This window comes from Streptomyces iakyrus (genome assembly GCF_000717055.1).
Lineage (GTDB): Bacteria > Actinomycetota > Actinomycetes > Streptomycetales > Streptomycetaceae > Streptomyces > Streptomyces iakyrus.
In genome coordinates, this window is record NZ_JNXI01000005.1 from 178589 (window position 1) to 205282 (window position 26694).

Consider the following 26694-nt stretch of genomic DNA (forward strand, 5'->3'; position numbering starts at 1 on the left):
CTTGCCGTTGAGGCGTCAGATCGAAGCCGATGCTGCCAGGGTCCTCGATGAGTCCCCGGACCCGGGTCCGTCGTCAGACCCTCGCGCCCAGGGACGCATCCTGCCCCTACCTGCGGCGGGAAAGCCAATCCGGCACCCGCAGGAGTCGTGAGAACACCCTTGGGGAGTCACACGAAAAGAGGGCCTGAGCCTGGCGCCACGATAGCTGCGCTGCTGACAGGGTTCTTGCGACGCGCCGGGTTCCGGGCCGCCGTGGGGTTACTCACAGTCCGGGCGCCGACGGCTCCCGGGCCCCCGTGGGGGCCCGGACGGACCCGCCTCAGACGCCGGACGGGCTGCCCGCCGTCGCGCCGACGGCCTTGGCGGCCTCCCGGACGGCGCCGGCGACCGCGCCCGCGACCTTGTCGTTGAAGACGCTCGGAATGATGTAGTTCGGGTTCAGCTCGTCCTCGGTCACCACGTCCGCGAGGGCCGTCGCGGCGGCCAGCATCATCTCGGTGTTGACGGTGCGGGACTGCGCGTCCAGCAGACCGCGGAAGACACCCGGGAAGACCAGCACGTTGTTGATCTGGTTCGGGAAGTCCGAACGGCCGGTGGCGACAACCGCCGCGGTCTGGCGGGCGATCGCCGGGTCGACCTCGGGGTCGGGGTTCGCAAGCGCGAACACGATGGCGCCCTCGGCCATGGCGGCCACGTCGTCGCCGTCGAGGACGTTCGGGGCGGAGACGCCGATGAAGACGTCGGCGCCGCGCACGGCCTCCTTGAGCGTGCCCGTGAGGCCCTCGGGGTTGGTGTTGTCGGCGATCCAGCGCAGTGCCGAGTCCGGGGCGGCGTCCACGAGGTCCTCGCGGCCCGCGTGCACGACGCCGTGGATGTCGGCGACGACGGCGTTCTTGACGCCCGCGGCGAGCAGCAGTTTGAGGATGGCCGTACCGGCGGCGCCGGCGCCGGACATGACGACCCGGATGTTCTCCATGTCCTTGCCGGCGACGCGCAGTGCGTTGGTGAGCGCGGCGAGGACGACGATCGCGGTGCCGTGCTGGTCGTCGTGGAAGACGGGGATGTCGAGGGCCTCGCGCAGCCGGGCCTCGATCTCGAAGCAGCGGGGTGCGGAGATGTCCTCCAGGTTGATGCCCGCGAAGCCCGGGGCGATCGCCTTGACGATCTCGACGATCGCGTCGGTGTCCTGGGTGTCGAGGCAGATCGGCCAGGCGTCGATGCCGGCGAACCGCTTGAAGAGGGCCGCCTTGCCCTCCATGACGGGCAGCGCGGCCTTCGGGCCGATGTTGCCCAGGCCCAGCACGGCGGAGCCGTCCGTCACGACCGCAACGGAGTTGCGCTTGATGGTGAGGCGGCGGGCGTCCTCGGGGTTCTCGGCGATCGCCATGCAGACGCGGGCCACGCCCGGCGTGTAGACCATGGACAGGTCGTCACGGTTGCGGATGGGGTGCTTCGACGCCATCTCGATCTTGCCGCCGAGGTGCATGAGGAAGGTCCGGTCCGAGACCTTGCCCAGGGTGACGCCCTCGATGCCGCGGAGTTCCTCGACGATCTCGTCCGCGTGCGCGGTCGACGTCGCCGCGATGGTGACGTCGATACGGAGCTTCTCGTGACCGGACGCGGTGACGTCGAGGCCGGTCACCGAGCCTCCGGAGGACTCCACGGCGGTGGTGAGCTGCGAGACGGCGGTTCCGCTCGCGGGCACCTCCAGCCGGACCGTCATCGAGTAGGAGACGCTGGGCGCCGTTGCCATGGCCGACTTCCTCTGCTTTCACCTGACGCTGAGTTGTGCCGTCCGATCGTCGCACCTACCGCTGAGTAGCAGGTAGCCGCCCTCAATTGCGAACGTTTTGTTCGCGGAATAGGCCAGCAAAAAGAGACCCACGTCACGCGGACGTGGGTCTCTTCTGAGTCAAGTGGCACCGACCCGCCATGCTCGCCTCGCGGCAAGTGGTCGCTCGTAGCGACGAAGGTTGGGCCCGGGGGCTTGGATCGAGCCGGTGCCACATCCAGGCTAACAAACAGATCCCGTAAGGCCACTCCCGTACCGGGAGTTCATTTCGCCGGCAAGTGGGTAACCCGGCTCAGTCCCTGAGCAGGTCCGGGATCCCCGCCGCGTCGGGCTCGTCCCGGTCGGCCGAGACGACCGTGAGCTGCTGGGTGGCCCGGGTCAGCGCGACGTAGAGGACGCGCAGTCCGGCCGGGGACTCGTCGGCGATCTCCGCCGGGGAGACCACGACCGTCGCGTCGTACTCCAGGCCCTTCGCCTCCAGGCTGCCGAGCGCCACGACGCGGTCGCCGAGGCCGGCGAGCCAGCGGCGGGCTTCCTCGCGGCGCTGCATGGCGACGACCACGCCGACCGTGCCGTCGACACGCTCCAGCAGCCGGGCCGCCTCGTCGCGGACGGTCGCGCCCAGCGTGTCCGCCACGACGGTGAAGCGGGGTTCCACGCCGGTGGAGCGGACCGCCTTCGGTGACACGGAGCCGGGCATGGCGAGTGCGAGGACCTTCGAGGCCAGGTCGGCGATCTCGGCCGGGTTGCGGTAGTTCACCGTGAGTTCGAAGCGGCGGCGGGGGCGGGTACCGAGGGCCTCGTCGCGGGCCTGGGCCGCCTCGTCCGGATCGGACCAGGAGGACTGGGCCGGGTCACCGACGACCGTCCAGGTGGCGTGCCGGCCGCGGCGGCCGACCATCCGCCACTGCATCGGGGTGAGGTCCTGCGCCTCGTCGACGATGACGTGGGCGTACTCGACGCGTTCCTGCGCGAGGCGTTCGGCGCGCTCGCGCTGCGACTCCTCGCGCACCGGCATCAGCTCCTCCAGGCCGGTGAGCTGGTCGAGCGGGTCGAGTTCGCGCTTCCTGCGGGGTCGGGCCGGGGCGCCGAGGACGGCTTGGAGCTCGTCGAGCAGGGCGACGTCGTGCACCGAGCGGCCCTCGCGCTTGAGGGAACGGGCGACCTTGCGGACCTCGCCGGGGTTGAGGATCCGGCGGGCCCAGCGGCCGAGGCGCCGTTCGTCGGCCATGGCGTCCAGGACGGCCGCCGGGGTCAGCTCCGGCCACCAGGCGTCGAGGAAGGCGATGAAGGCGTCCTCGGAGGTGATGTCCTCGTCGAAGGAGGAGCGCAGCTCGGCCGCGAGCTCCGGGTCGCTGTGCCGGCCGGCCGCGCCGGACCGCTCCCACAGGGCGTCCAGGAGGAGCTTGCGGGCGCGGGGGCGCAGCAGGTTCACGGGGGCGGTGCCGCCGAGGGCGGAGCGGCGGATGCCGTCCAGCTCCCGGGCCTCAAGCTCCAGGCGGCGTCCGAAGGCGACCACGCGCAGCCGCTCCGGCGGATCGTTCAGCTCCAAGGCGCCGCGCGCGGCCTTCCGCAGCACCTTGAGCATGCGCGAGGAACCCTTGGCGCGGGCCACCGACGGGGAGTCGTAGACCGTGGCCTCGCTGCCCTCGACCAGGGAGCCGATGGCGCGGATGGCGACCTGGCCCTCCTCGCCGAGGGAGGGCAGCACGCCCTCGGTGTAGGCGACGAGCAGGGGGGTCGGCGAGACGATCAGGATGCCGCCCGCGTACCGGCGCCGGTCCTGGTAGAGGAGGTAGGCGGCGCGGTGCAGGGCGACGGCGGTCTTGCCGGTGCCCGGACCGCCCTCGACGTACGTCACGGAGGCGGCGGGGGCGCGGATGACCAGGTCCTGCTCGGCCTGGATGGAGGCGACGATGTCGCGCATGGTGTGGCTGCGGGCCTGGCCGAGCGCGGCCATCAGGGCGCCGTCGCCGATGACGGGCAGCTCGTCGCCGCCGAGGTACGCCGTCAGTTCGGGGCGCATCAGGTCGTCCTCGACGCCCAGCACCCGGCGGCCCTTGGAGCGGATGACGCGGCGGCGGACGACCCGGCCGGGGTCGACCGGGGTGGAGCGGTAGAAGGGGGCGGCGGCCGGGGCCCGCCAGTCGATGACCAGCGGCGCGTAGTCCTGGTCGAGGACGCCGATGCGGCCGATGTGCAGGGTCTCGGCGATGTCGGCGGTGTTGTCGGGGCGTACCGCCCCCTCGGCCGGCTCGACCGCGGTGTACGCCCCGTCGGGGCCCTTCTTGCCGTCCCTGCCGGTCAGGAGGTCGATCCGGCCGAAGAGGAAGTCCTCGAACTCGTTGTTGAGCCGGCTGAGGTGGATGCCCGCGCGGAAGACCTGCGCGTCCCGCTCGGCGAGTGCGCCGGGGGTGCCGACCTGCCCGCGCCGGGCCGCGTCCTGCATCAGGAACTCCGCCTCGTGGATCTTCTCCTCCAGGCGCCGGTACACCCGGTCGAGGTGTTCCTGTTCGACGCTGATCTCCCGGTCACGAACCGAATCGTGCACCGAACCGACCGCGTCTTGTCTGTGAGCCTGAGCGGCCACCGGGCCCCCTTCTGACGTGCTGGGCAGCCGTCAACCGTACGCGAAGGGGACCCCTGGAAGCTACGGGCCGGCGGCAGGCACGGGTCTGTTGCCCCCAATGGCTCCTGCCGGCGACCGGACAGACCTGGCTAGGCGTCGACCTCGACGAGCCGCTTGCCGTCGAAGGTGACGACCTCGAAGTGGTCGATCTCGTTCGGCTCGAAGGCGGCGCCGCCCTGGACGTACAGGGGCTCCTTGGCCTTGTCGGACTTGGCGTCCGGCAGGCCGTAGCCCCACTCAGGGACGGACCAGGAGGAGAGGGTCTCGCGCTCGCCGTTCTTGCCGACCGCGACGAGAGCGCACTTCAGCGGGCCCTTGACGTTCTTCAGCTCCAGGACCATGCCCGTGCCCCAGTCCTTCTTCTGGACGGCGACGGTGGCGGAGACCTTGGTGTTCGGGTCGGTGGCGCTGATCTTGTCGGAGATGCCGTCGAAGGCGGCCTTGGCGGGGCTGGCCGCGAGCGGGCGGTTCTCCGGACCTCCGCCGTCGCCGCCGCCGTTCGTCGCGACCGCGACGAACGGGCCGCCGATGATCAGCGCACCGGCCGCGGCCACCATGTAGAAGCTGCGGCGGCGCTTCTGGGCGCGGCGGTCGGCGACCTCGTCGACCAGCTTCTCCACCAGGCGCGGCCGGGGCTTCGCGGACAGCGAATCGCCGATCGCGGGTGTGCTGCCGGAGCCGGGGAGGTCGGCGAGGGCGGCGAGCATCGGCTCCATGCCGGCCAGTTCGTCGAGCTGCTGTGCGCACCATTCGCAAGTGGCGAGGTGGGCTTCGAAAGCGGTTGCTTCGGCGTCGTCGAGGATGCCGAGGGCGTAGGCGCCGACGGTCTCGTGCTCGTTCGGCACCGGAGATTCCTGCATGGGGCCAGACATACCCATGCCTCCCGTACCGAACCCTTGGTTACCCCCGTAAACACTCATCACGCCGTCACCCCCCGCTCCTCCAGTGCCAGCTTCATCGAACGCAGGGCGTAGAACACCCTGGAGCGGACGGTGCCGCTGGGTATGCCCAGGGTCTCGGCCGCCTCATTGACGGTACGCCCCTTGAAATACGTCTCGACGAGCACCTCCCGGTGGGCGGGCGTCAGGTCGTCGAGTGCGTCCGAGAGAGTCATCAGCCACAGCGCCTTGTCGATCTCGTCCTCCGCGGGGATGACCTCCAGCGGCGACGGGTCGACCTCCTGCGGCCGGGCCTGCCGGCTGCGGTGGCCGTCGATGACGATGCGCCGGGCGACCGTCACCAGCCAGGGGCGTACCGATCCGGTCGCTCTGTTGAGCTGACCGGCGTTCTTCCAGGCACGGATGAGCGTCTCCTGGACGACGTCCTCGGCGCGCTGCCGGTCGCCGGCGACCAGGCGCAGGACGTATGCCAGCAGGGGTCCGGCGTGTTCGCGATAGAGCGCACGCATCAGCTCCTCATCGGGTTCCGAGGGCTGGGACATGCGATGTCGGGCCCTCGGTGCACGTTCATTGGCCACGACGGAATCCTTGCGCACGCCCACCTCCGGTGTCCGGGGGTTCCCCCAGTCGGTCGCTCCACAAGCCGTACGGACGCGAGCCGTTGGGTGTTCAAAGAGACGTGACAGATTTCTTCGGGATGACGTGACGAGCTGGACATGGGGTCACATTCCCACCCCGCGTTCTTTACATTTCCGCCACATCGGAAAGTTCAGGCCAGCCCTTCCCTACGGTGGCGTAGGTAAACGGCATGTAATCGAAATCACTTCGACAGCGCGGTCGCAGAAGTCGCATTTAGGACAGGTAAATTGAGTGCACGGACCACTCAATTCCGTTTCAGGCGCGGGAGAGTGCCGCGCGGCGACGGTGCCGGGCGACTCTTTCGCGGTTCCCGCAGACCTCACTGGAGCACCAGCGCCTCCTGCGTCCCCGGGAGGTGTCGAGGTACACAATGGGGCAGTTGTCGCCTTCGCACTGGCGCAGGGCCGCGCGGGCGACGGGATCGGTCAGCAGGTCCACGGCGTCCCGGGCGACGACCGCGAGCAGGGCGGCGCAGCCGGGCGGGCCGTCCAACCGCCGCAGGAGCTGGCCGTCTTCGCCGCGGACTGCGCGCGGGGCCGGGGGCGCGGTGCGGGCCAGGTCGTTGACGCGGGCGAGGGCGAGGTCGTACGTCGCGACGCCGGGTCTCGGCCGGCAGCGGACCAACCGGTCGATCTGGGCGCGCAGTTCACGGAAGGCGAGCAGCCAGCCGGTGTCCGCGTGGGTCAGGGGGGTGTCCGCCGGGACGAGTCCGGAGCCGGTGATCCAGGCGCGCAGCACGTCCACGGAGTCGAGCCGCTCCTCCGGGTGCGTGGTGGAGAGCAGGTCCAGGCAGGCCCGCCCGGCATCGAAGCGCAGCTCGTAGGGGGCCGTGGCCGTACCCAGTGCCATGTGCCTGTCACCGCCTAGGGGTTCACCCCGGTCGCGAGGGCTTGGGTGAGACGCCAGTGAGAGGGCCGGTAAACCGCTCCCTCTTACAGTGCCTGCCCGCTACGACGCCGGAAACCCCTCGCACACGGCTCGTCGCGACGACCACCGACAGGGGACGCGCGTTCAGGCCAGGGCCGGGCGGGAGGCCAGGTTCCGCTGGGGCACCGGGCACAGGACATCCCGCTCGGGCCGGCGACCGGAACCGGCGCCTCATGCTCCGGCAGGCGGCCTGCCACGAGGCATCCCGCTCAGGCCGGGCGACCGGGCACGGCGCCTCACACTCCGACGGGCGGCCGGGCTCAAGCCGCCCCACTCGGGCCGGCCGACCGGGCTCAAGCCGTCCCGCTCGGGCCAGGCGACCGGGCTCAAGCTGCCCCACTCAGACCAGGCGGCCGGGCTCATCTGCCCCACTCAGACCAGACGACCGGGGTTGGCGCCTCGCACTCCGGCAAACCCACCGGCCACAAACCACCGGCTCGGGCCGTGCGACCGGGCACGGCGCCTCACGCTCGACGAGCGACCGGACTCAAGGCATCCCGCGCGGGCCGGCGGCCGGAACCGGCGCCTCATGCTCCGGCAGGCGACCGGGCTCAAGGCATCCGCTCAGGCCAGGCGACCAGGTCTGGCGGATTTCGGCTCAACCCCCGGACGGGATCACGCGTCCGCGTACTTCGTCTCCGCGCTCGGGTCCAGGGCCAGGCGGTAGCCCCGTTTGACCACGGTCTGGATCAGCTTCGGCGTGCCGAGGGCCGTGCGGAGGCGGGCCATGGCCGTTTCGACCGCGTGCTCGTCGCGGCCGGAGCCGGGGAGGGCGCGCAGGAGGTCCGCACGGGCCACGACCCAGCCGGGGCGCCGGGAGAGGGCGCGCAGGAGGGACATGCCGGCGGGCGGGACCGGCTTGAGGTGGCCGTCGACGAGGACGGCGTGGCCCCGGATCTCCACGCGGTGCCCGGCGACGGGGAGGGAGCGGGCCCGAGCGGGAAGTTCCTGGCAGAGGAGCTGTACGAGAGGGCCGAGCCGGAAGCGCTCCGGCTGGATCGTGTCGATGCCGCGGGACTGCAGGGGCAGGGCGGTGACCGGGCCCACGCAGGCCGGCAGGACGTCATGGCCGAGCGCCGCCAGGACCTCGTCGAGCAGTCCGCGCTCCTCCGCCCGGGAGAGGAGGGAGGCCGCTGCCGGGGCGCTGGTGAAGGTGACGGCGTCCAGGGCCCGGCCGACCGTCGCGTCGAGCAGGCGGTCGACCGGGGTGATGTCCTCCGGCGGCATCCAGCGGTAGACGGGCACCCCGACCACCTCGGCCCCGCCCTCCCGCAGCGCCTCCACGAACCCGGGCAGCGGCTCACCGTGCAGCTGGATGGCGATCCGCAGACCGTCGACGCCCTCCTCCAGCAGCCGGTCCAGCACCTCCGCCATGGACTCCGACGACGGCGACCACTCCTCCGTCAGCCCGGCGGCCCGGACCGCGCCCTTGACCTTCGGCCCGCGCGCCATGATCCGTACGCCGCCCAGCCGGGCCAGCAGCTCCTCCCCCAGCCCCCAGCCGTCGGCGGCCTCGACCCAGCCGCGGAAGCCGATCGCGGTCGTGGCCACGACGACGTCCGGCACCTGCTCGATGATCTCCTTCGTCGCCGCCAGCAGTTCGCTGTCGTCGGCGAGCGGCACGATGCGCAGGGCAGGGGCGTGCAGGACGGCGGCTCCGCGTCGCTGCAGCAGCGCCCCGAGCTCGTCGGCCCGGCGCGCGGCCGTCACACCCACGGTGAAACCCGCCAGGGGTCCGTGGTCCGGTCGCTGTTCTTCCTCGTACATGGCTCTCGTCCCGCACTCGAGTCGTCGTACTGCGTGGGTACGGCGTACCTACATGCCGAACGAGCCTGTCAACGGCTCGTGACAGGCCCGGATCGGCTTGATGTCGCTGGTGTTACGTCACACCTCGGCGTAGCTGAGCTGCGGCTTCGCCTCCGAGGTCGCCGTGGTGACGGGTACCCGGGGAGCCGTACGCCGAAGGTATACGGCCCAGGTGACCACGAAGCAGACCGCGTAGAAGGCGAGGAAGGCGACGAACGCCCCGGTGCCCGAGCCGTAGGAGAGGAAGGACTGGCGGAAGGCGAGGTTGATGCCGACGCCGCCGAGCGCACCCACCGCTCCGATCAGCCCCATCGAGGCCCCGGACAGCCGCCGCCCGTACGCCGCAGCCTCCTCACCCTCCAGTCCCTTGGCCAGGGCCTTGTTCTGGAAGATGCCCGGGATCATCTTGAACGTCGAGCCGTTGCCGAGCCCGCTGAGCACGAACAGCACCACGAACGCCGCGGTGAACAGCGCCAGCGACTTCTCCATGGAGGCTCCGATCAGGACCGCCGTGGCGACACCCATGGCGACGTAGTTCCACAGGCTGATCTTCGCGCCGCCGTACTTGTCGGCCATCCAGCCGCCCAGGGGCCGGATCAGCGAGCCGAGGAGCGGACCGATGAAGGTGACGTACGCCGCCTCCAGCGGGGTGCGGCCGAACTGGTTCTGGAGGACCTGCCCGAAGGCGAAGCTGTAGCCGATGAACGACCCGAACGTGCCGATGTAGAGGAAGGACATGATCCACGTGTGGGCGTCCCGCGCGGCGTCCTTGGCGGCACCGGTGTCGTTCTTGACGTTCTCCAGGTTGTCCATGAACAGCGCGGCCATCACGGCGGCCACGACGATCAGTGGGATGTAGATCCCGAGCAGCACTCGCGGCCCGCCGCCGGCGCCGATGATCCCGAGGGCGGCCAGCTGGATCACCGGTACGCCGATGTTGCCGCCGCCCGCGTTGAGGCCGAGGGCCCAGCCCTTCTTCCGCAGCGGGAAGAAGGCGTTGATGTTGGTCATGGAGGAGGCGAAGTTGCCGCCGCCGATGCCGGCCAGCAGACCGACGAGCAGGAACGTGGAGAAGGAGGTCCCCGGTTCCATCACCGCGAACGCGGCGCAGGTCGGGATCAGCAGCAGGGCCGCGGAGATGATCGTCCAGTTCCGCCCGCCGAAGATCGCCACGGCGAAGGTGTAGGGGACGCGGACGACCGCGCCGACCAGCGTGACCATCGAGGTCAGCATGAACTTGTCGGCCGGGGTCAGTCCGTACTCCGGGCCCATGAAGAGCACCAGCACGGACCACAGGGTCCAGATCGAGAATCCGATGTGCTCGGACAGGACGGAGAAGTAGAGGTTCCGGCGGGCGACCTTCTCCCCGGTCTCCTTCCAGAACGTCTCGTTCTCCGGATCCCAGTGCTGGATCCAGCGTCCGCCCTTGCTCGGGGGTGCGGGTGCCGTGCCAGGGCCTGTCATGACGCCTCCACTGTGGTCCGGGGCTCGGTCGTGCCTTCGAGTGACTGATCCCGAAGGTAGGGAGGACGCGTTTCCTGCCTGTGGCACCGCGGGTGTCCGCGAGGGAACTTTGCTCTCACCCCCGGCCCGGGCGGGATGAGAGGTTCCGGCGGATTTCAGAGGCCCCTCAGTGCTGCGGAGGCTGCCAGTGCGGGTTCTGCTGCTGTGGGTGGGGCTGGTTGTACGGCTGCCCGTACGGACCCGGCTGCCCGTACGGACCCGGGGGCTGCGCTCCGTAGGACCCGGGGTACGGGCCCGGGGCGGGCTGACCGCCGTACGGCGCCGGCTGGGCGTACGGGCCCGGGGCGGGCTGACCGCCGTAGTGCCCCGGGGCGGGTTGCGCGTACGGCCCGGGCGCCTGCTGCCCGTACGGTCCGCCCGCGAACGGATTGCCCTGGCCGGGCAGCTGCGCCCCCGGCGGCAGATACCGCGTCCGGCCGTTCTCGTCCGTCACCGGCAGGAAGCCGGCCGCCTGCAACCGGGCCGCGAACTTGGCGTTGCGCTTGCGCGTCACCACGAGACCGATGCCGAAGACCGCCATGAGCAGCACCCACACGACACCGGCCGCGACGAAGTCGTCGGACTGGCCGCCGAAACGGAAGCCGAGGATCGCGCACCCCACGGTGACACCCAGGGCCCCGTACCCCATGCGCTTCTCGGCGTGCTTGCCGGTGAGGTCGAAGTTGATGCGGGCCTTGAGGAGCTCGAAGGCGTCCGGCACGACGGGCGGCACGGAGACGCCGTCGGCCGCGTCCGGGTACTGCGCCCAGTTCTGCCCGGCCCGGGCCCGGGCCTGCGGGCTCGGGTCGGGCACCAGCAGCATGGTGAGAGCGCCGTTGCGGCCGCTGCTCTGGCGGACGTCCGCGTACTCGTACCCGAACTGCTGGGCGACGGAGGCCAGCCGGGCGAGCTTCTTCACGGACGCCATCGGGCTGGTGAGCTCGACGGGTTCCCCGCTCGCCATCAGCCGCAGCATCTTCTGCATCTGCCGCTTACTCATCCCCACCGCTCCCGCCGACCACTGTGTTCACAAGCGCAACCCGGGCAGTTTTCCACACTGGGAAGGCCGGGGCGAACGGGCCGGATATCCTCTAGCGGACCCGACAAGGGGAAAGGGAGAGTCCATGTCCGCTGAGTCGGGGGCCGGCCGGCCGAAGGCACCGCGTCCACGGCGTTCCGCCGCCGGGAACCTCGCTTTCGGAGCGGGAGTGCTCCTCGTACTGGCGACGGCGACGCTGGGCGCGTTCGCGGTCGTCGCCCTGCTGGGCAAGGCCGTCGACCCGGGTCCCTTGTCGAGTGTGGTGCCTGACGAGGGGCACAACGCCCTGGTCGTGGGAAGCATCGCGATCGGCGGGCTGACCGGGCTGATGCTGCCCGTGATCTTCTTCGGGATGGTGCGCGGGAACGAGGACACCCCCCGCGTGGGTCCCGCCTCCGCTGCCCGCAAGGTGCTGGCGGTGCTGGTCTTCGACGTCGTCCTGTTGGTCGTGTCGTTCCTCGTCGCCCAGCTCGGGTGGCTCCTCCCGGCGCAGATCACCACGGTCGTCGCCGTCTTCGCCATCGGGTTCAGCTGGATGCCGCTGGCGATGGTGCCGTGGGAGCGGTTCGGCCTGGGTGACGGGTTCGGGAAGCTCCGTGGGCCGTCCGCGTCACACCAGGCGCAGTGAGTCCGCCAGTTCGTCGGCGACCTTGACCAGCTCCGCGCCGAGTCCCAGGGACGTCCACAGCAACCGGCACTCCAGCGCCGTGGGGTACCGGCGCGGCAGGACGTAGTGGGCGATGCCCTCCACGACCGTTCCGCTGTCCGCCTCCGGGTCCGTCGGCTCCTGCCGGTGCACACGCAGGGCGGGCCCGAGGGGCAGCTCGACCTCGGTGAGGACCTGACCGTCGCCGAAGTACGGGCCCGGCGCGGACTCCGCCTCCGCCCGGAACGCCGTCACCGTGCGGGATTGCGCCGGGACGGTCAGCTCCCGCACCGTGTAACTCGCCACGACGGGCCCGTCCTGGGGTGCCAGTACTGCCGCGCACAAAGCGCCCTGCCGGACCGCCGCGCCCCAGTACCAGAGCAGGTCGGTCGCGAAGGCCTCGCGCCACTGCTCCGGTACGTCACCGCCGAGGTGCTGAACGGCGAGGGTGTGCGCCCATACCTCGGGCTCCTCGCTGCGCAGGTGCAGTACCAGCCAGTTGTGGTGGGCGGGCAGCGCGACCCGGCACTCCCGCCACTCGTCCGGATGCGTCATGGGCGCGTTCACACTCCGGCCAGCGACGCGTCGGACCCGGTGACGTCGATCTCCGGATCGTCGCCGAACAGGCCGATGAAGCTGTTGGTGTCGGAGGCCGCGCCCGTCCCGGTGCCACCGAGGCCCACCACGTTGTACGCCATGGCCTGCTTGAACGCGTCGGGCGTGCCGATGACGGCCAGGTCCGTCGGGTCGATGTTCTTGATGCGCGAGAGTTCGTCGACCATGCCCGGTCCCGCGTACATGCTGACCAGGCCGCGCGGACCGGCGGCCGTGTAGGCGTCGCGGGCCGCCGAGAGGTTGTCGCCGACCTTGAACAGGTCGCGCCAGTTGCCGCGGATGGTCGCCAGGTCGCCCGCGAAGGAGCTCGGCAGACCCCGGAAGGCCGCCCTCAGACCCACGTCGGGCAGCGCGGCGCCGGGGCGTGCTCCGGCCCGTGCCCCGACCATGGATTCGACCAGCGCGCGGCGCGCGGCCGAGTTCATGCCCGGGTTCCAGCCGCGCACGTACTGCGTGGCCGCCGTCCAGACGCGGCTGCGGCCCACGGTGGCGGCGGCCTTGGCGCCCGCCGTGAAGACCCGTCCGATACCGAACGTGGCGAGGCCCAGCACGTCGACCGCCACGTCGCCCCACGAACCGTCGCCGTTGATGGCGAGCAGAACATGACAGACCAGTGAGATCGCCGTCATCACCAGGGCGATGGTGCCGAGCACACCCGCCAGGGCCTGCCCGATGACGGGGATCCATCCAACCAGCAGCGACAGCACCCCGCAGACGGCGGCGATGGCTCCCGTGATCTCGCTGACGATCTTGAGGGTGTCGCGCAGGTCGTCCAGCAAGCCGTCGTTGAGGCCGTCGCCCTCGGTGGTGTCGTGAATGCGCTTGGCCGCCTTGTCGCCGGCATCCTTGTGACGGGTCTTCAGCTCGGCCAACTGACCGCGCAACCCGTCCAGACCCTCCTGGAGATCGGTGACCGCCTTGTCGAGCTTGTCCTGCCCGGCGTCATCGGTGCCTTTGGGCGGGTTCTCGGCCTTGCCCTTGGCCGTGGTCAGACTGTTCTGCTTCGTCTCGGCCTGAGTGAGCAGCTTGTCCGCCTCGCCCTGGATCGTCTCCAGGTCCGTGGAGTAGTCCTTGAGGGCGCTCCCGGCGTCCGCGTAGCGGTCATGGGCCTTGCTCACCGTCTTGGCCGTCTCATCGGCCTTCTCGGCGAAGGCGCGGCCGGCCTCGGAGTCCCAGCTCTCCAGGTTGCCGATCCGGCGCAGCGCGTCGGCCGTCTTGGTGATGGTTTCGGCCGTGGCCGTGAACCGGCGGGCGAGGGCCTTCATGTCGTGGACGTCACCGGGCACGGGATCGCCGCTCTCGCCCAGCACCTCCCACCGGTGGCCGGCGGGGCGGGTCACTTCTTCTTCCCCTTGCCGGTGAGGGCGTCGTACAACGCGGTGTCGAGCTCGGTGTAGGCCTTCCCGGCCTCCTTGGCGAGGGTTCCGAGCCCCTTGATCTCCTCGATCATCTTCTTGCGGTTGTCGTCCCAGCCGTCGGAGAACTCCTGGAGCCGGTCGTGCAGCGTCTGGTGGCCGACGGTGCGGCGGTCATAGGCGTCCATGAGCTTGTCGAGTCCCTCCAGCTCTGTCGCCACCGTCCGCAGGCCGGTTCCGGCCGTGTCGAGATCCTGCGTCGAAACCTTGAGCTTCTTGCTCACGCGTCTTCCTCCCCCGTCAGCTCCTCCTCGCGGTGCTGCCAGCGCAAGGTCCCGGCCACCGCGTCGAACAACTCCACCATGGCGTCCGCGATCGGCTCCAGCGGCGTGCTGAACGTCAGCATCAGCACCTCGTCGCGGTCCGGGACCGGCACGAAGTACTCGACGACGGTGTCGTCGAACTCGGAGCCCAGCTTGCGCGACTGCTTCGTACGCTCCTGCCGCCGCACCCGGGCCACACGGCCCACGGCAGGCAGCGACTCCAGGGTGACCTCGCCGGTGCCGGCCAGGGCGGCCACGGCGTCGAGGCCGTCGAAGCTCTCGTGCAGACGGGAGATCAGGAGCGAGGCCGACAGCGGGATGCCGCCGGCCTCCAGGAACGACAGGTACAGCACCACCCCGCCCTGCCCGACCGCGGCGTCGGCCGTGCCGAGCAGCTGCTCCTCGGCCTTGCGGCGCAGCACGGGCTGGTCGTCGATGCCCGCGAACTGCCGTTTGACGAGCGCGTTCACGGACGCGTCACGTCGGTCGGCGGGCAGCAGCGGAATGCGGTACCAGTCCTCGGGCGTGATCAGCCCGAAGACCGGCAAGCGCGGCCCGGCCGGCTCTGAGGTCGGCGCTTGTGTCACTGTCGTTCTCCACGTGCGGCCGGAAAGGGACCTCGCCGAGGGCCGCTCATCGTCCGCCCCCGTCGATGCCGGGGCAGCTTAGCCGCCGCGCGCCGCGCGCCTCCGGCTCCTGGGAACCCTCACCATGGGCTCACCTGTCGGCCACAACCGCGGCCTCTGCTTCGCCGCAAGGTCCTCCGCCCAGCCGAAGGCCAGGACGCAGCAGCCGATGAGGATCCAGCCCAAGAGCAGGACCGGCCAGACGCTCTCCAGCAGGCCGGGCACGTTCTGTTCCAGCAAGGGGAAGCCCCACAGGCGGTCCCAGAGGGTCGCGGCGATCAGGATGCAGGTGTTGTGCCACAAGTAGATGGTCACGGCCCGGGAGTTGAGCAGGGTGATCGTCCCGGCGAAGGGGCGCAGCCGGCGCGGCCACTGGGTCCAGGAGGGGCTGAGGTGCAGCAGCAGGAACACCGTGCCGAAGGACCACAGGGCCTGGGCGAGCGGCATGCTGTCGAGGTCGTTGCCGGTGCCGAAGTCGTGGTGCAGGGCGTACCAGAGGCCGGCCAGGGCGATGACGGGGGCGACGGACGGCACGATGTAGCGCGGCAGCCGGCGCAGGATGCCCTCCTGGTGGGCCATGCCGAGCATCCAGCAGGCGCCGAAGGTGGAGAAGTCCGTGAGCGCCGAGGGGATCCGCTCCCCGGGCAGCGCGAGCCAGTCCTGCTCGAAGACGACGGCCAGGGCGACCGGCGCGAGGATCGTGACGACCGGCAGGGCGCGCAGGGCCTTCAGCAGCAGCGGGGACAGCAGGACGTACCAGAGGTAGGCGCGGATGTACCACAGCGGTCCCGCGAGTTCCGCGGCCCAGTTCTCGCCGATGAAGCCGTGGATGCCGGGCAGGCCCTCGGCGTACGGCGGGTCGCTGAGCGGGACGATCCAGAAGGTGAGGTGGAGCAGCCACCAGCCGGGGTGCCCGTCCGCGTCCGGGCCCCAGCCCTGCAGGACCATGCCGGTGACGCCGACGACGCCCAGCAGCCACAGCGGGGGCAGCAGGCGGCGCATCCGGCCGCGGATCACCTGCACGGCCGGCCGCTTCAGCGAGCGGGCCATCAGGCTCCCGGCGAGCGCGAACATCACGCCCATGGACGGGAAGAGCAGCGGCAGCCAGGCCCAGCCCGTCAGGTGGTACAGCACGACGCGGAACAGCGCGAGGGCGCGCAGCAGGTCGAAGTACCGGTCACGGCCGGGCTTCTTGGAGGGGGTCCGCTCCTGAGGAGCGGCCTCGGCCGCGGTGGTCACCTGGGCGGTCATCCGACCGGCCTCTTCTCCGTCATCTGCTGGGGCGTGCCGGTTCCGGACCCGGGCAGGCCCACCGCACCCGTGCGCCGCAGCTTCTGCCAGCGCAGCCGGCCGCCGGTGAGGGCGGTGATCCAGGACTGGAGCAGGACGACGTACATCAGCTGGCGGTAGAGGAGCTGCTGGAGCGGGAGGGAGATGAGGTGGGTCATGCGTTCCTTGTCCAGGTGGAACGCGTAGGCCGCGCACACGCCCTGCACCGCGAGGACGCCCAGCCAGGCGCCGATGGTCTTCTCGGTGGGGCCGAACACCAGCCCGTACAGCAGGAACACGTCGATCAGGGGGGCCAGCAGCGGTGCCACGACCATGAACATGGACACGAGCGGCATGCCGACCCGGCCGAAGCGGCCCGAAGGCCCCCGTTCGAAGACGGACCGGCGGTGCTTCCAGATGGCCTGCATGGTGCCGTAGGACCAGCGGTAGCGCTGGGACCACAGCTGCTGGACGGACTCCGGGGCCTCGGTCCAGGCCACGGCCTTCTCGGCGTACACCACGTGCCAGCCGTCGCGGTGCATGGCCATGGTGATGTCGGTGTCCTCGGCGAGCGTGTCGTCGCTCATGCCGCCGACGCGTTCCAGGGCGCTGCGCCGGAACGCCCCGACCGCGCCGGGGATGGTGGGCATGCAGCGCAGCACGTCGTACATGCGGCGGTCGAGGTTGAAGCCCATCACGTACTCGATGTGCTGCCACGCGCCGATGAGGGAGTCCCGGTTGCCGACCTTGGCGTTGCCCGCGACGGCCCCGACGCGCGGGTCGCCGAAGGGCTGGACGAGTTCGCGGACGGTGGTCGGCTCGAAGACGGTGTCGCCGTCCATCATCACGATCAGGTCGTACTTGGCGTTGGCGATGCCCCGGTTGAGGGCGGCGGGCTTGCCGGCGTTGAGCTGGCGGACGACACGCACACCGGGCAGGCCCAGGTTCTCGACGATGCGGGCGGTGCCGTCGCTGGAGCCGTCGTCGATGACCAGCACCTCGATGGGGTGGTCGCTGGCGACCAGCGAACGGACCGTCTGCTCGATGCACTTGGCCTCGTTGTAGGCGGGCACGAGGACGGACACCGGTTCCGTGACGGGTTCGCCCCAGCTGAACCCGCGGCGCCGGACCCGGCGGGCGTGCGCCACGGAGAGGATCAGCATCAGCCCGAGACGCCCGAAGACCAGCACGCCGACGACGGCGAGGCCGGCGACGAGAACCCCGGTCACGTTCTCGGAGGCCTGCACCAGGAAGACCCACGCCTCGCCCTTCAGCGACTCCAGCCCGGCGACGCGGGTGTGCGCGCTCGGCGCGTCCAGGGCGCCGGTGAGGGTGTGGAAGCGGTAGCCCTTGTCCTGCAGCCCCGAGATGTAGTCGTCGAGCGCGGCCACGGTCTGGGAGCGGTCACCGCCGGAGTCGTGCATCAGCACGATGGCGCCCTTGCCGCCCTTCGGCGTGGCATTGCTGATGATCTTCTCGACCCCGGGCCGGCGCCAGTCCTCGCTGTCGGTGTTGTTGACGATGGTGATGTAGCCCTTGCTGCCGATGTACTCGGTGACCGGCCACGTGTTGTTGTCCATGTTGTGGGCGAACGACGAGTAGGGCGGGCGGAACAGCGAGGTGCGGATTCCGGCCGCCCCGGCCAGCGCGAGCTGGTTCTGGGACAGCTCCCAGTCGATGCGGCTCTTGGTCTGCAGCGACAGGTCCGGGTGGTTGAAGGTGTGCAGGCCGATCTCGTGGCCCTCGTCGACCATGCGCTGGACGAGGTCCGGGTGGCGGGAGGCCATGGTGCCGGTGATGAAGAAGACGGCCCGGGCGTCGTGCTTCTTCAGGACGTCGAGGACCTTGGGCGTCCACCTCGGGTCGGGGCCGTCGTCGAAGGTCAGGACCAGTTCGCCGTCCGGGAGTTCCAGAGCGGTGGGCTTCCCGTTGCGGGTGTCGATGACGGGCCCGCCCTTCAGGATGTCCTTCGGGACGCGGTCGTTCGCCGCGGGCGGGCCGACGCGGTGGTCGGCGAGGATCTCGCTGTGCACGTAGCCGCGCAGCATGAGCATCGCGCCGAGTGCGACGAGCACGAGCAGGGGCAGCAACAGACGCATGGGCAGGCGCCGGCGCCTGAAGCCGCCACGGGCTCGCGACGCGGGCCCGGAACGGCGGGTACGGGATGCCATGGGTGGTGGTACTCCGGGGTGGTGCGGGATGGGGTGATACGGGGACGGAGGCGGGCGGACGGTGTGGTGTGGTCGGGCCCGGCCGGCCGGGGACGTCTCGGTTGCGCGGGGTGGGGCGCATGCGACGGCGTCCTGAGGTCCCGCTGCGGGAGCGGGACGGGTGGGTGGTGCGGATGGAGCGGGTGAAGCGGATGGAGCGGGTGATCGCGAGGTGCGCGGCTCCGCTCCGGAAGGTTCGGGGTTCCGCCCGCCGGTCCGTACCGGTGCCGCAACGGCGCCCCGCCGGAAGGACGGTGGAGCGGCGCCCGGGCGGCGGGCGCCGCTGTCGGACGCGGAGGACTACGCGGCGGCCGGTGTCTCCGCGACGGGCTGCGACTGGACCGGGCCCTCGGCGACGGGCTGCGGCTCGGCCGGGCCCTCGGCGACGGTGCCGCCGTCGCCGCCGGTGCCCGTCGTCTCGGTGGGCGTGGCCGTGGGCTCGGCCGTCGGGGTCGGGTCGGTGGCCGGCGTGCTCGGCGGGTCGGCCGGTTTGGTGGGGGCCGGAGCGGTGGCCTTGCCGCCCGGTGCCGGGACGGTCCGGGTCGCGCTCGGCGTGGGCTCGGCGGATGTGCCGGAGCGGCCGGTGCCGGCGGTGGTGTCGGGTACGGCGGCACTGAGGCCGGGCCCGGGTGCCGTGGGCTGGCCGGTCGCCGGCGTGCTGCCCGGTGCGGTGGCGCCGGTGCCGGCGCCGGTGGTGGGTGCCGACTCGGCGGGCAGCGACGGGGTGTCGACCTGCCCGGCCGGCGGGTTGTCGTCCTTGGTCGGCACGGGCAGCCAGGGGGCGTTGGAGTTGCCCGACAGCAGCGTGGCGACGATGACGACGGCGTAGGCCCCGCAGGCCAGGGCGACGGCCATGCCGATCCGGCGGTAGCGGCGGCTGCGGCGGCCGGACTCGTCGACGAAGACGGGCCGGTCGGCGGCGGCCTCGGCGCCCGGGCCCTCCTTGACCTGCCGCAGGAAGCCGTCCCCGAGCTGCACGGCGTCGAGCTGGACGGTGACCTCGTGCGGATCGTGGGTCTGCCCGTCGGCGTCGGGGGTGTGACCGGACGGTTCGGCTCCGGCGTCCTCCTGCTCCTGCCAGGGGTCGCGGACCGAGGTCTTGTTGCCCGGCTGCGGGGCGAGCGAGTCGGCCTCCCCCTCGCTCTGGCGGGGAATGCCGCGCAGTATCTCCGTCCCGGCGGGCAGCCGGTGGACGGTCGTCCGGACGTCACGGTCGGGGAAGACCTGAGTGGCTCTCCCGTCCCGGGCTCCGCTGTCCGACGGGAGTTCCCCGGTAGCCATGGCGGCCTCGGGCCACTCGGGTTGGGCGTCTTCTCGCCACTTTGTCACGCGCACGCACTTCCCCCCACGGGATGGTTCAGGTGCGCTTGCCGACCTGAGCACCCGCCGTCGGATCGGGCCCCCACCCGTCCGAGCGCCCCCTCTTACCACACCGTGCTCAGGCGTCGAATGTAGCGCACGCGCAGGTTCCGTGTGGGCGCCGTGTCGAATCGTGTCAACCGTGAGACGCCATCAGGACATCGTCTCCGGGCGGGAGCCAGGCGCCCTCAGGCCTGCGCAACCAGCCCGTTTCCGCGGCCAGCCGGGCCGCCGCCCGGCGCAGCGCGTCGAACGCGGGATGGGTCAGGCCCTTGCGCCACACCAGGGAGACGGGGGACAGCGGAACGGGGTCGACCAGGGGCCGCACCACCATCGACGGGAGCGCCGGGAACTCCACGACGGCCAGGACCGGATTGCGCGTTCTGGCCATGAGCCGCTGGAATTCCTCTTCACCGACGGCCAGCGGCGCGGGTGGCGCGATGTCGATGCCCCGCCCCTCGAACAGCAGCCGCGCCAGTCCGGTCCATTCCGGTGTGCGGGGGTTGCCGGCGCCCGCGTAGACGCTCTCACCGGCCAGCTCGGCGAGGGGCACGGCGTCCCAGGCGGCCAGCCGGTGATCGTCGGGCAGCACGACCGCCATCGGCTCCAGCCGCACGGGCTGATGGTCGAGCCCGGACCGCAGCGCCGGGTCCAGCCCGGCGAACCGTCCGAACGACGCGTCCAGCCGGCCGGCGAGCAGTTCTCCGGCGGCGCCCGTCAGGCCGCTCTCGTAGCGGGCCATCAGCTCGTGGTGGGGGGCGAGTTCACGCGCCTCGTGCAGCACCCGGCGCGGTGTGACCAGGCCCGGGGAGTTGAGGTCGACCAGCAGCGGCCGGGCCTGGCCGAAGGCGGCGAGCAGGTCGTCCTGCGCCTGGAGCACCCGGCGGGCGTACGGCAGCAGCCGCTCCCCGTCGGGGGTGAGCGTCACCTGCCGGGTGGTCCGCACGAACAGCTCGGCACCGAGTTCCCGCTCCAGTCGCCGCACGTCCCGGCTGAGCGCCTGCTGCGCCACGTGCAGCCGCATCGCGGCACGCGTGAAGTGCAGTTCCTCGGCGACGGCGACGAAGCCGCGCAGCAGACGGTGATCGAGGTGCCCGGACATGCCGCGAACCTACAGCGGCCGGGTGCCCGGGCATGCGCGGCCCTCTCGGGCTCAGGGGCCGGTGGTCTTGGGGGACGTCCCCGCCCCGCCCGTCCGGCCCTCGGTACCCGCATCCGGCGGAGCCTGTCCCACCCGGTGCCGGGGTACCGACCGCATCGGCGGCCTGGTCAGGGTGATCTGGCGGACGACCTGCTGGAAGCAGGCAAGGGCGGCGAGGCCGGGCAGGGCGGCCGCCGCGGTGCCGAGGACCGTCCGGGGCGCCTGGACGACACACAGCAGCACGGCGATGGAGGAGAAGGCCAGGACCACGCACCAGGAGTGCACGGCACGGCGCTGGTGCAGCGCGGCGCGCAGGACGGACAGGGAACCCACCAGCCAGGGCCCGTACACCAGCAGCGGCCACCAGGTGCTCAGGCCCCTCGCCGCGGGGGACACGGCGACCAGCCGCAGGGGGTCGTAGGCGACGATGCCGCTCAGGAGGCTCACCGCGGAGGCGATGACGGCCGATAGGGCGGCGACGAGGAAGCTGGTGGTGCGGAGCAGGCCGTGGGCTTTGCGGGCCCGGACCTTGCGGTGCCGCCGGGGCACCTCCCGTACGGGCGGCAGTTCCTCGGTGATGTCCTGGAGCCGCCGCATATGGGCGCCCGGGGCGGCGGCCGGTTCCGGCTCCGCGGCGGGGACCGGGTCCTCGTCACGCGGGGCGGGAATCCTCGTCGCCTGAGCAGCCTGAGCAGCCTGAGCCGCCTGCTGCCCCAGTGCCTCCTCCAGGATGAACGCCAGTTCCTCGGCGGGGTCCCAGGTCGGGTCCGGTGGTGTGAGGGGAGTGATGAAATCCCGGGCCGGAGCCCGATGCCGGCCGGTGCCCTCTACTTTGTCGTACATGGCGGGACCCGACTATTCCGCAAGTGCGAAAGCGTGCCAATCCGTGGCACTGCCCCACCGTCGGGCGAGATCCTTTTCCAGCGCGCTCATACGGTCGATGAAGTCGCGCAGAACCTGCTCGGTCACCTGGAGCGCGACCGGGCAACCCCCTTTGGTGAGCGTCCCGTTGACGGTCGCCGACGAGTGCGCTGGAGCGGGAATGTAGGTGTACGGGCCGAGCGTTACCGCCCAGCCGTCTTTCCTGGTCGCCTCGGTCATGTACCCACTAACCGTCGGTTCACTCCGGCGGATGCGCGGCAAACGAGTGAAGGAATTTCCCGAATGAACATCTTTTCCATGCGCCATGAGGAGCATTTGGAATCTCCATAAACCTGTATGAAGAACAGGGAGCGAACGGTTTCCGCCATGTCCTTCCGGCCCGCCCGCCACGGATTCACAACCCAGGTGCGTGACTGCGCACGGAACAGGTGTTGGACCCCTTGATCGTCCCCGGGTGACGGTGGACGCATGCCGCAACTCTCCCCGTACTACCGCCTGTTCCGGCTGCCGGGCACCCGCGCGTTCACCGCCGGGAACCTCGTCGCCCGGCTGCCGATGGGCATGTTCAGCGTCAGCGCGGTCGTGATGATCGCCGGAAGCCGGGGTTCGTACGCCCTCGCCGGTGCCGTCACGGCGACGGGGCTCGCGGCGACCGCCCTGGTCGCACCATGGATCGCCCGGCTCGTCGACCGGCACGGCCAGGCCCGGGTGGCCCTGCCCGCCACGGTGATCGCCGTCCTCGGCTCGCTCTCCTTGCTGCTGTGCGTCCGCCACGACGCCCCCAACTGGACCCTGTTCACCTCCTACGCCGCCACCGCCACCACCCCGAACACCGGCGGCATGTCCCGGGCCCGCTGGGCGCATCTGCTGGCCGGCGACCCGAAGGCGCTGCACACCGCCAACTCCTTCGAGCAGGCGGCGGACGAACTGTGTTTCATGCTGGGCCCGGTGCTCGCGGCGTTCCTGTGCGGGGCGTTCTTCCCCGAGGCGGGCACGCTCGTGGGCGCGGTGCTGCTGCTGACCGGCATGGTGCTGTTCACGACCCGGCGCGCGACGGAGCCTCCGGTGCGCGCGCAGATACCCGGCAAGGCGCCCTTGCGCGCCCCCGGCATCCCCCCGCTGCTCGCGGTCTGCCTGGCGATGGGTGCCGTCTTCGGCGCGACGGAGGTCGTCACACTGGCGTTCGCCGACGCGCAGGGGCGGCAGCCGGCGGCCGGTGTCGTGCTCGCGCTCCAGGCCGCGGGCTCCTGCGGGGCGGGCCTGCTGTACGGCGCGATGAAGCCCGCCGGTCCGGCCGCGGCGCGGCTGCCCTGGTGCGTGGCGGCGATGGCCGCGCTGCTGGCCCTGCCGCTGCTGGCCGCGGCCCTCACCGGTTCGCTCCTCGCCCTGGCGGCGGCGCTGCTGGTCGCCGGGATGGCGACGGCCCCGACGATGGTCACCACCATGACGCTGGTCCAGGAGCGCACCCCCGAGGGCCGGCTGAACGAGGGCATGACCCTCGCGGTGACGGGACTCCTCGGTGGCATCGCCTGCGGCAGCGCGATCGGCGGCTGGACGGTGGAGCACCTCTCGCCGACGGCGGGTTACGTGGTCCCGGTGTCGGCGGCGTGCGTGGCCCTGGCGTTGTCCCTGCCCTTTGCTTCGAATCGCTTCACCGTTATCCCGACGCCCCATTGACGCCCTCAGGGCCCCCGCATACGTTCGATCGTCGAAGCGCTTCGACGTCATGCGCCGGGAGAATAGGGACCCCCACATGAAGTTCACCGACGGCTACTGGCTCCTGCGTGAGGGCGTCACCGCGGCCCACCCGGCCCAGGTCCTCGACGTCACCGAGGCGGACGGCGCCCTGGAGATCCACGCGCCCACCCGGCCCGTCCGCTCGCGCGGCGACCTGATGACCGGCCCGGTCCTCACGGTCAGGGTGCACACCCCCATGCCCGGCGTCATCGGCCTGACGCTGACGCACTTCACCGGCGGCGAGCCCCGCAGCCCCGCGTTCGAGATCACGGCGTCGGACACCACCGCGGACATCTCGTACGACGACGAGTACGCGACCCTGGCCTCCGGCGACCTGTCGGTCCGGCTGGCCCGGGGCGGGCCGTGGCACGTCGAGTTCCTCGCGCACGGCCGGACGCTCACCAGCAGCGGCCACCGGAACGCGGGCATCATGACGGACGCCTCCGGCGCGCACCACCTGCGCGAGCAGCTGGTCCTGAACGTCGGCACGTCCGTCTACGGCCTCGGTGAGCGCTTCGGCCCGCTGGTGAAGAACGGCCAGGTCGTCGACATCTGGCAGGCCGACGGCGGCACGTGCAGCGAACAGGCCTACAAGAACGTGCCCTTCTTCCTCACGGACGCGGGCTACGGCGTCTTCGTCGACCACCCGGGCAAGGTGTCCTTCGAGGTCGCCTCGGAGGTGGTCTCCCGGGTGCAGTTCAGCGCGGAGACGCAGGAGCTGACGTACTACGTCATTCACGGCCCCACCCCGAAGGAGATCCTGCGCAGGTACACGGCCCTGACCGGCCGCCCGGCCCTGCCGCCCGCCTGGTCGTTCGGCCTGTGGCTGTCGACGTCCTTCACCACCTCGTACGACGAGGACACGGTGACGTCCTTCATCGACGGCATGCGGGAGCGTGAACTGCCGCTGTCCGTCTTCCACTTCGACTGCTTCTGGATGCGCGAGTACAACTGGTGCGACTTCCGGTGGGATCCCCGCGTCTTCCCCGACCCGGAGGGCATGCTGGCCCGGCTGAGCGCCCGTGACCTGCGAATCTCCGTCTGGATCAACCCGTACATCGCCCAGCGCTCCCCGCTGTTCGCCGAGGGCAAGGCGCTCGGGCACCTGCTGAGGCGGCCGGATGGCAGCGTCTGGCAGTGGGACATGTGGCAGCCCGGCATGGCCCTGGTCGACTTCACCTCCCCGGCCGCCCGCGACTGGTACGCCGGCAAGCTGGAGGCGCTGCTCGGGCAGGGCGTCGACTGCTTCAAGACCGACTTCGGCGAACGGGTGCCGCTCGACGTCGTCTGGTCCGACGGCTCGGACCCGGAGCGGATGCACAACTACTACACCTACCTGTACAACCGCACGGTCTTCGAGGTGCTGCGCAAGCACCGGGGCGAGCAGGAGGCCGTCCTCTTCGCACGGTCGGCGACGGCGGGCAGCCAGCAGTTCCCGGTGCACTGGGGCGGCGACTGCGAGGCGACGTACGAGTCGATGGCGGAGTCGCTGCGGGGCGGCCTGTCGCTGGGCCTGTCGGGATTCGGCTTCTGGAGCCATGACATCGGCGGCTTCGAGGGCACCCCGACCCCGGCCCTGTTCAAGCGCTGGCTGGCCTTCGGACTGCTCTCCTCGCACAGCCGCCTGCACGGCAGCAACTCCTACCGGGTCCCCTGGCAGTTCGATGAGGAGTCGGTGGATGTGGCCCGCCACTTCACCCGGCTGAAACTCCGCCTCATGCCCTACCTGTACGAGACGGCCCGCGCTGCCCACGCCGAGGGCCTGCCCATGATGCGGGCCATGGTGCTGGAGTTCCCGGACGACCCGGGGTGCGCGCACCTGGAACGGCAGTACATGCTCGGCCCGGACCTGCTGGTCGCCCCGGTGTTCAACGACGAGGGCGACGTCACGTACTACGTGCCCGAGGGCACCTGGACGCACTTCCCGGCCGGCGAGACGGTGACCGGCCCGCGCTGGGTGCGTGAACGTCACGGCTTCCTGAGCGCGCCGCTGCTGGTGCGGCCCGGTGCGGTGATCCCGGTCGGCGTGCGGGACGACCGGCCGGACTACGACCACGCCGACGGGGTGACGCTGCGGGCGTACGGCCTTCGGCCCGGCGACGAGGTGACGGTGCCGGTCGGAGACGTGACTTTCACGGTCGTCCGCGAGGGGGACACCCTGCACGCGACGTGCGGCGCCCCGGCCGCCGCCTGGAGCCTGGCGGCCGGCGACCGCGAGGTCCAGGCCCCGCCGGGCACGGAGCGGATCGCGCTGGAGCTCGGCTGATGGTCAGGATCACGGACGTGGCGCGACGGGCCGGGGTCTCCCCCAGCACCGTCTCCTACGCGCTGAGCGGAAAGCGCCCGATCTCCGACGCGACCCGGCGGCGCGTCGAGGCAGCCGTCCGCGACCTGGGCTACCGCCCCCACCCGGGCGCCCGCGTCCCGGCCGGCGGCCGGCAGAACGTCCTGGCCCTGGCGGCGCCGCTGCGCCCCGGCGTGCACACCCCGGTGGTGATGCGGCTGGCGGTGTCGGTGGTGACGACGGCCCGGGCGCACGACCACGACGTGCTGCTCCTCACCCAGGAGGAGGCCGAGGAGGGCCTGAGCCGCGCCCTGGGCACGGCGTCGGTGGACGGGCTGCTGCTGACGGACGTCGAACTGCACGACCCCCGCCTCTCCCGGCTCCGCTTCCTGGACAGCCCGTCGGTCCTGATCGGCGTGCCGGCGAACCCGCGCGGCCTGACCTGTGTGGACCTCGACTTCAGGGCGGCGGCCGAGGCCTGTGTGAACCACCTGGCGGGACTGGGTCACCGCACGGTCGCCCTGGTCGGTTCACCGCCGGAGGTCTACCTGCGCAGGACGGCCTACGCCCACCACCTCATGCAGGGCTTCACCACGGCAGCCGCCCGGCACGGCCTCACCACGTCCGTCCACCCGGGTGACCCCGACCCCGCCGCGGCCCCCCGGCTCGCCGAACGGCTGCTCCGCGAGCATCCCGCCCTCACCGCCGTGGTCATCCACAACGAACCTCTCCTGGCCCCTCTGATCACCGCCTTCGAGGACCTCGGCCTGCGGGTCCCCGCCGACCTCTCCGTCACCGCGGTCTGCCCCGACGACCTGGCGACGACGCCCCGCGTCCCGGTCACATCGGTGGCCCTGCCTCCCGAGGAGCTGGGCGCGTGCGCCGTGGACCTCCTGATACGGAAGCTGCACGGCACCCCCGTGCCGGAGACGACACTGCTGCCGCCCCGGCTGACGGAAAGGGCGAGCACGGCACGGCGGACGGCATGACAAAGGCCCCGCCGCAGATGAGCG

General features: G+C 71.5%; 22 protein-coding genes. 4 read left to right on the forward strand and 18 right to left on the reverse strand.

Annotated features, from left to right (window positions below; translation table 11 throughout):
* Positions 1-319 precede the first annotated feature (319 nt).
* The 8 genes from OO68_RS11590 to OO68_RS11625 all read right to left on the reverse strand — a co-directional run bounded on the left by OO68_RS11590 (position 320) and on the right by OO68_RS11625 (position 11195).
* The gene (locus OO68_RS11590) at positions 320-1753 is read right to left on the reverse strand and encodes an NAD-dependent malic enzyme (RefSeq protein ID WP_033308196.1); all 1434 of its coding nucleotides are present in this window, start codon (positions 1751-1753) and stop codon (positions 320-322) included.
* A gap of 331 nt (positions 1754-2084) precedes the next feature.
* A complete protein-coding gene (locus OO68_RS11595) occupies positions 2085-4382 on the reverse strand; it encodes a HelD family protein (protein ID WP_033308197.1) in 2298 nt (765 codons plus the stop codon).
* Positions 4383-4510: 128 nt separating this feature from the next.
* Complete coding sequence (locus OO68_RS11600) at positions 4511-5341, reverse strand: anti-sigma factor family protein (protein ID WP_403549364.1); 831 nt, start codon at positions 5339-5341, stop codon at positions 4511-4513.
* Complete coding sequence (locus tag OO68_RS11605; RefSeq protein ID WP_010039908.1) at positions 5341-5862, reverse strand: sigma-70 family RNA polymerase sigma factor; 522 nt, start codon at positions 5860-5862, stop codon at positions 5341-5343. The genes OO68_RS11600 and OO68_RS11605 overlap by 1 nt, the downstream gene beginning before the upstream one ends.
* 352 nt (positions 5863-6214) lie before the next feature.
* The gene (locus tag OO68_RS11610) at positions 6215-6808 is read right to left on the reverse strand and encodes a CGNR zinc finger domain-containing protein (protein ID WP_033308199.1); all 594 of its coding nucleotides are present in this window, start codon (positions 6806-6808) and stop codon (positions 6215-6217) included.
* Between the two features lie 693 nt (positions 6809-7501).
* A complete protein-coding gene (locus OO68_RS11615) occupies positions 7502-8653 on the reverse strand; it encodes a uroporphyrinogen-III synthase (RefSeq protein ID WP_033308200.1) in 1152 nt (383 codons plus the stop codon).
* Between the two features lie 117 nt (positions 8654-8770).
* A complete protein-coding gene (locus tag OO68_RS11620) occupies positions 8771-10156 on the reverse strand; it encodes a nitrate/nitrite transporter (RefSeq protein ID WP_033308201.1) in 1386 nt (461 codons plus the stop codon).
* Positions 10157-10322: 166 nt separating this feature from the next.
* Positions 10323-11195 (reverse strand): hypothetical protein, encoded by an 873-nt coding sequence (locus tag OO68_RS11625; protein ID WP_033308202.1) that lies wholly within the window; start codon positions 11193-11195, stop codon positions 10323-10325.
* 124 nt (positions 11196-11319) lie between these two features.
* Between OO68_RS11625 and OO68_RS11630 the strand changes: the two genes are divergently transcribed.
* On the forward strand, positions 11320-11862 hold the full coding sequence (locus OO68_RS11630) for a hypothetical protein (protein WP_051814591.1): 543 nt from the start codon (positions 11320-11322) through the stop codon (positions 11860-11862).
* Here OO68_RS11630 and OO68_RS11635 read toward each other — a convergent pair.
* From OO68_RS11635 to OO68_RS11680, 10 genes are all read right to left on the reverse strand, one after another.
* Positions 11845-12435 carry a hypothetical protein gene (locus OO68_RS11635; RefSeq protein ID WP_033308203.1) on the reverse strand — a complete coding sequence of 197 codons (591 nt, stop codon included), beginning with the start codon at positions 12433-12435 and terminating at the stop codon, positions 11845-11847. The two genes, OO68_RS11630 and OO68_RS11635, sit on opposite strands and share 18 nt — an antisense overlap.
* An 8-nt stretch (positions 12436-12443) precedes the next feature.
* Positions 12444-13835 (reverse strand): putative T7SS-secreted protein, encoded by a 1392-nt coding sequence (locus tag OO68_RS11640; RefSeq protein ID WP_033308204.1) that lies wholly within the window; start codon positions 13833-13835, stop codon positions 12444-12446.
* Positions 13832-14134 (reverse strand): DUF6317 family protein, encoded by a 303-nt coding sequence (locus tag OO68_RS11645; protein ID WP_033308205.1) that lies wholly within the window; start codon positions 14132-14134, stop codon positions 13832-13834. The genes OO68_RS11640 and OO68_RS11645 overlap by 4 nt, the downstream gene beginning before the upstream one ends.
* Entirely contained in the window at positions 14131-14760 is a 630-nt protein-coding gene (locus OO68_RS11650) for a hypothetical protein (protein WP_157852700.1), read from the reverse strand. Before OO68_RS11650 ends, OO68_RS11645 begins: the two co-directional genes overlap by 4 nt.
* Positions 14761-14838: 78 nt before the next feature.
* A complete protein-coding gene (locus OO68_RS11655) occupies positions 14839-16050 on the reverse strand; it encodes an acyltransferase family protein (protein WP_033308206.1) in 1212 nt (403 codons plus the stop codon).
* Positions 16047-18239, reverse strand: coding sequence for a bifunctional polysaccharide deacetylase/glycosyltransferase family 2 protein (locus OO68_RS11660; RefSeq protein WP_033308207.1), 2193 nt, complete (start codon positions 18237-18239; stop codon positions 16047-16049). The genes OO68_RS11655 and OO68_RS11660 overlap by 4 nt, the downstream gene beginning before the upstream one ends.
* A 339-nt stretch (positions 18240-18578) precedes the next feature.
* The gene (locus OO68_RS11665) at positions 18579-19607 is read right to left on the reverse strand and encodes a hypothetical protein (RefSeq protein ID WP_245236945.1); all 1029 of its coding nucleotides are present in this window, start codon (positions 19605-19607) and stop codon (positions 18579-18581) included.
* 166 nt (positions 19608-19773) lie between these two features.
* The gene (locus OO68_RS11670; protein WP_033308208.1) at positions 19774-20739 is read right to left on the reverse strand and encodes a LysR family transcriptional regulator; all 966 of its coding nucleotides are present in this window, start codon (positions 20737-20739) and stop codon (positions 19774-19776) included.
* A gap of 51 nt (positions 20740-20790) precedes the next feature.
* On the reverse strand, positions 20791-21621 hold the full coding sequence (locus tag OO68_RS11675; RefSeq protein WP_033308209.1) for a hypothetical protein: 831 nt from the start codon (positions 21619-21621) through the stop codon (positions 20791-20793).
* Positions 21622-21633: 12 nt separating this feature from the next.
* Positions 21634-21879 carry a hypothetical protein gene (locus OO68_RS11680; RefSeq protein ID WP_033308210.1) on the reverse strand — a complete coding sequence of 82 codons (246 nt, stop codon included), beginning with the start codon at positions 21877-21879 and terminating at the stop codon, positions 21634-21636.
* Between the two features lie 249 nt (positions 21880-22128).
* Between OO68_RS11680 and OO68_RS11685 the strand changes: the two genes are divergently transcribed.
* From OO68_RS11685 to OO68_RS11695, 3 genes are all read left to right on the forward strand, one after another.
* Positions 22129-23337, forward strand: coding sequence for an MFS transporter (locus OO68_RS11685; RefSeq protein ID WP_033308211.1), 1209 nt, complete (start codon positions 22129-22131; stop codon positions 23335-23337).
* A 76-nt stretch (positions 23338-23413) separates the two neighbouring features.
* Positions 23414-25663: an alpha-xylosidase gene (gene yicI, locus OO68_RS11690; RefSeq protein WP_033308212.1), complete on the forward strand. Its 2250-nt coding sequence runs from the start codon at positions 23414-23416 to the stop codon at positions 25661-25663.
* Complete coding sequence (locus OO68_RS11695) at positions 25663-26670, forward strand: LacI family DNA-binding transcriptional regulator (RefSeq protein WP_033308213.1); 1008 nt, start codon at positions 25663-25665, stop codon at positions 26668-26670. Before yicI ends, OO68_RS11695 begins: the two co-directional genes overlap by 1 nt.
* The last annotated feature ends 24 nt before the right edge of the window (positions 26671-26694 follow it).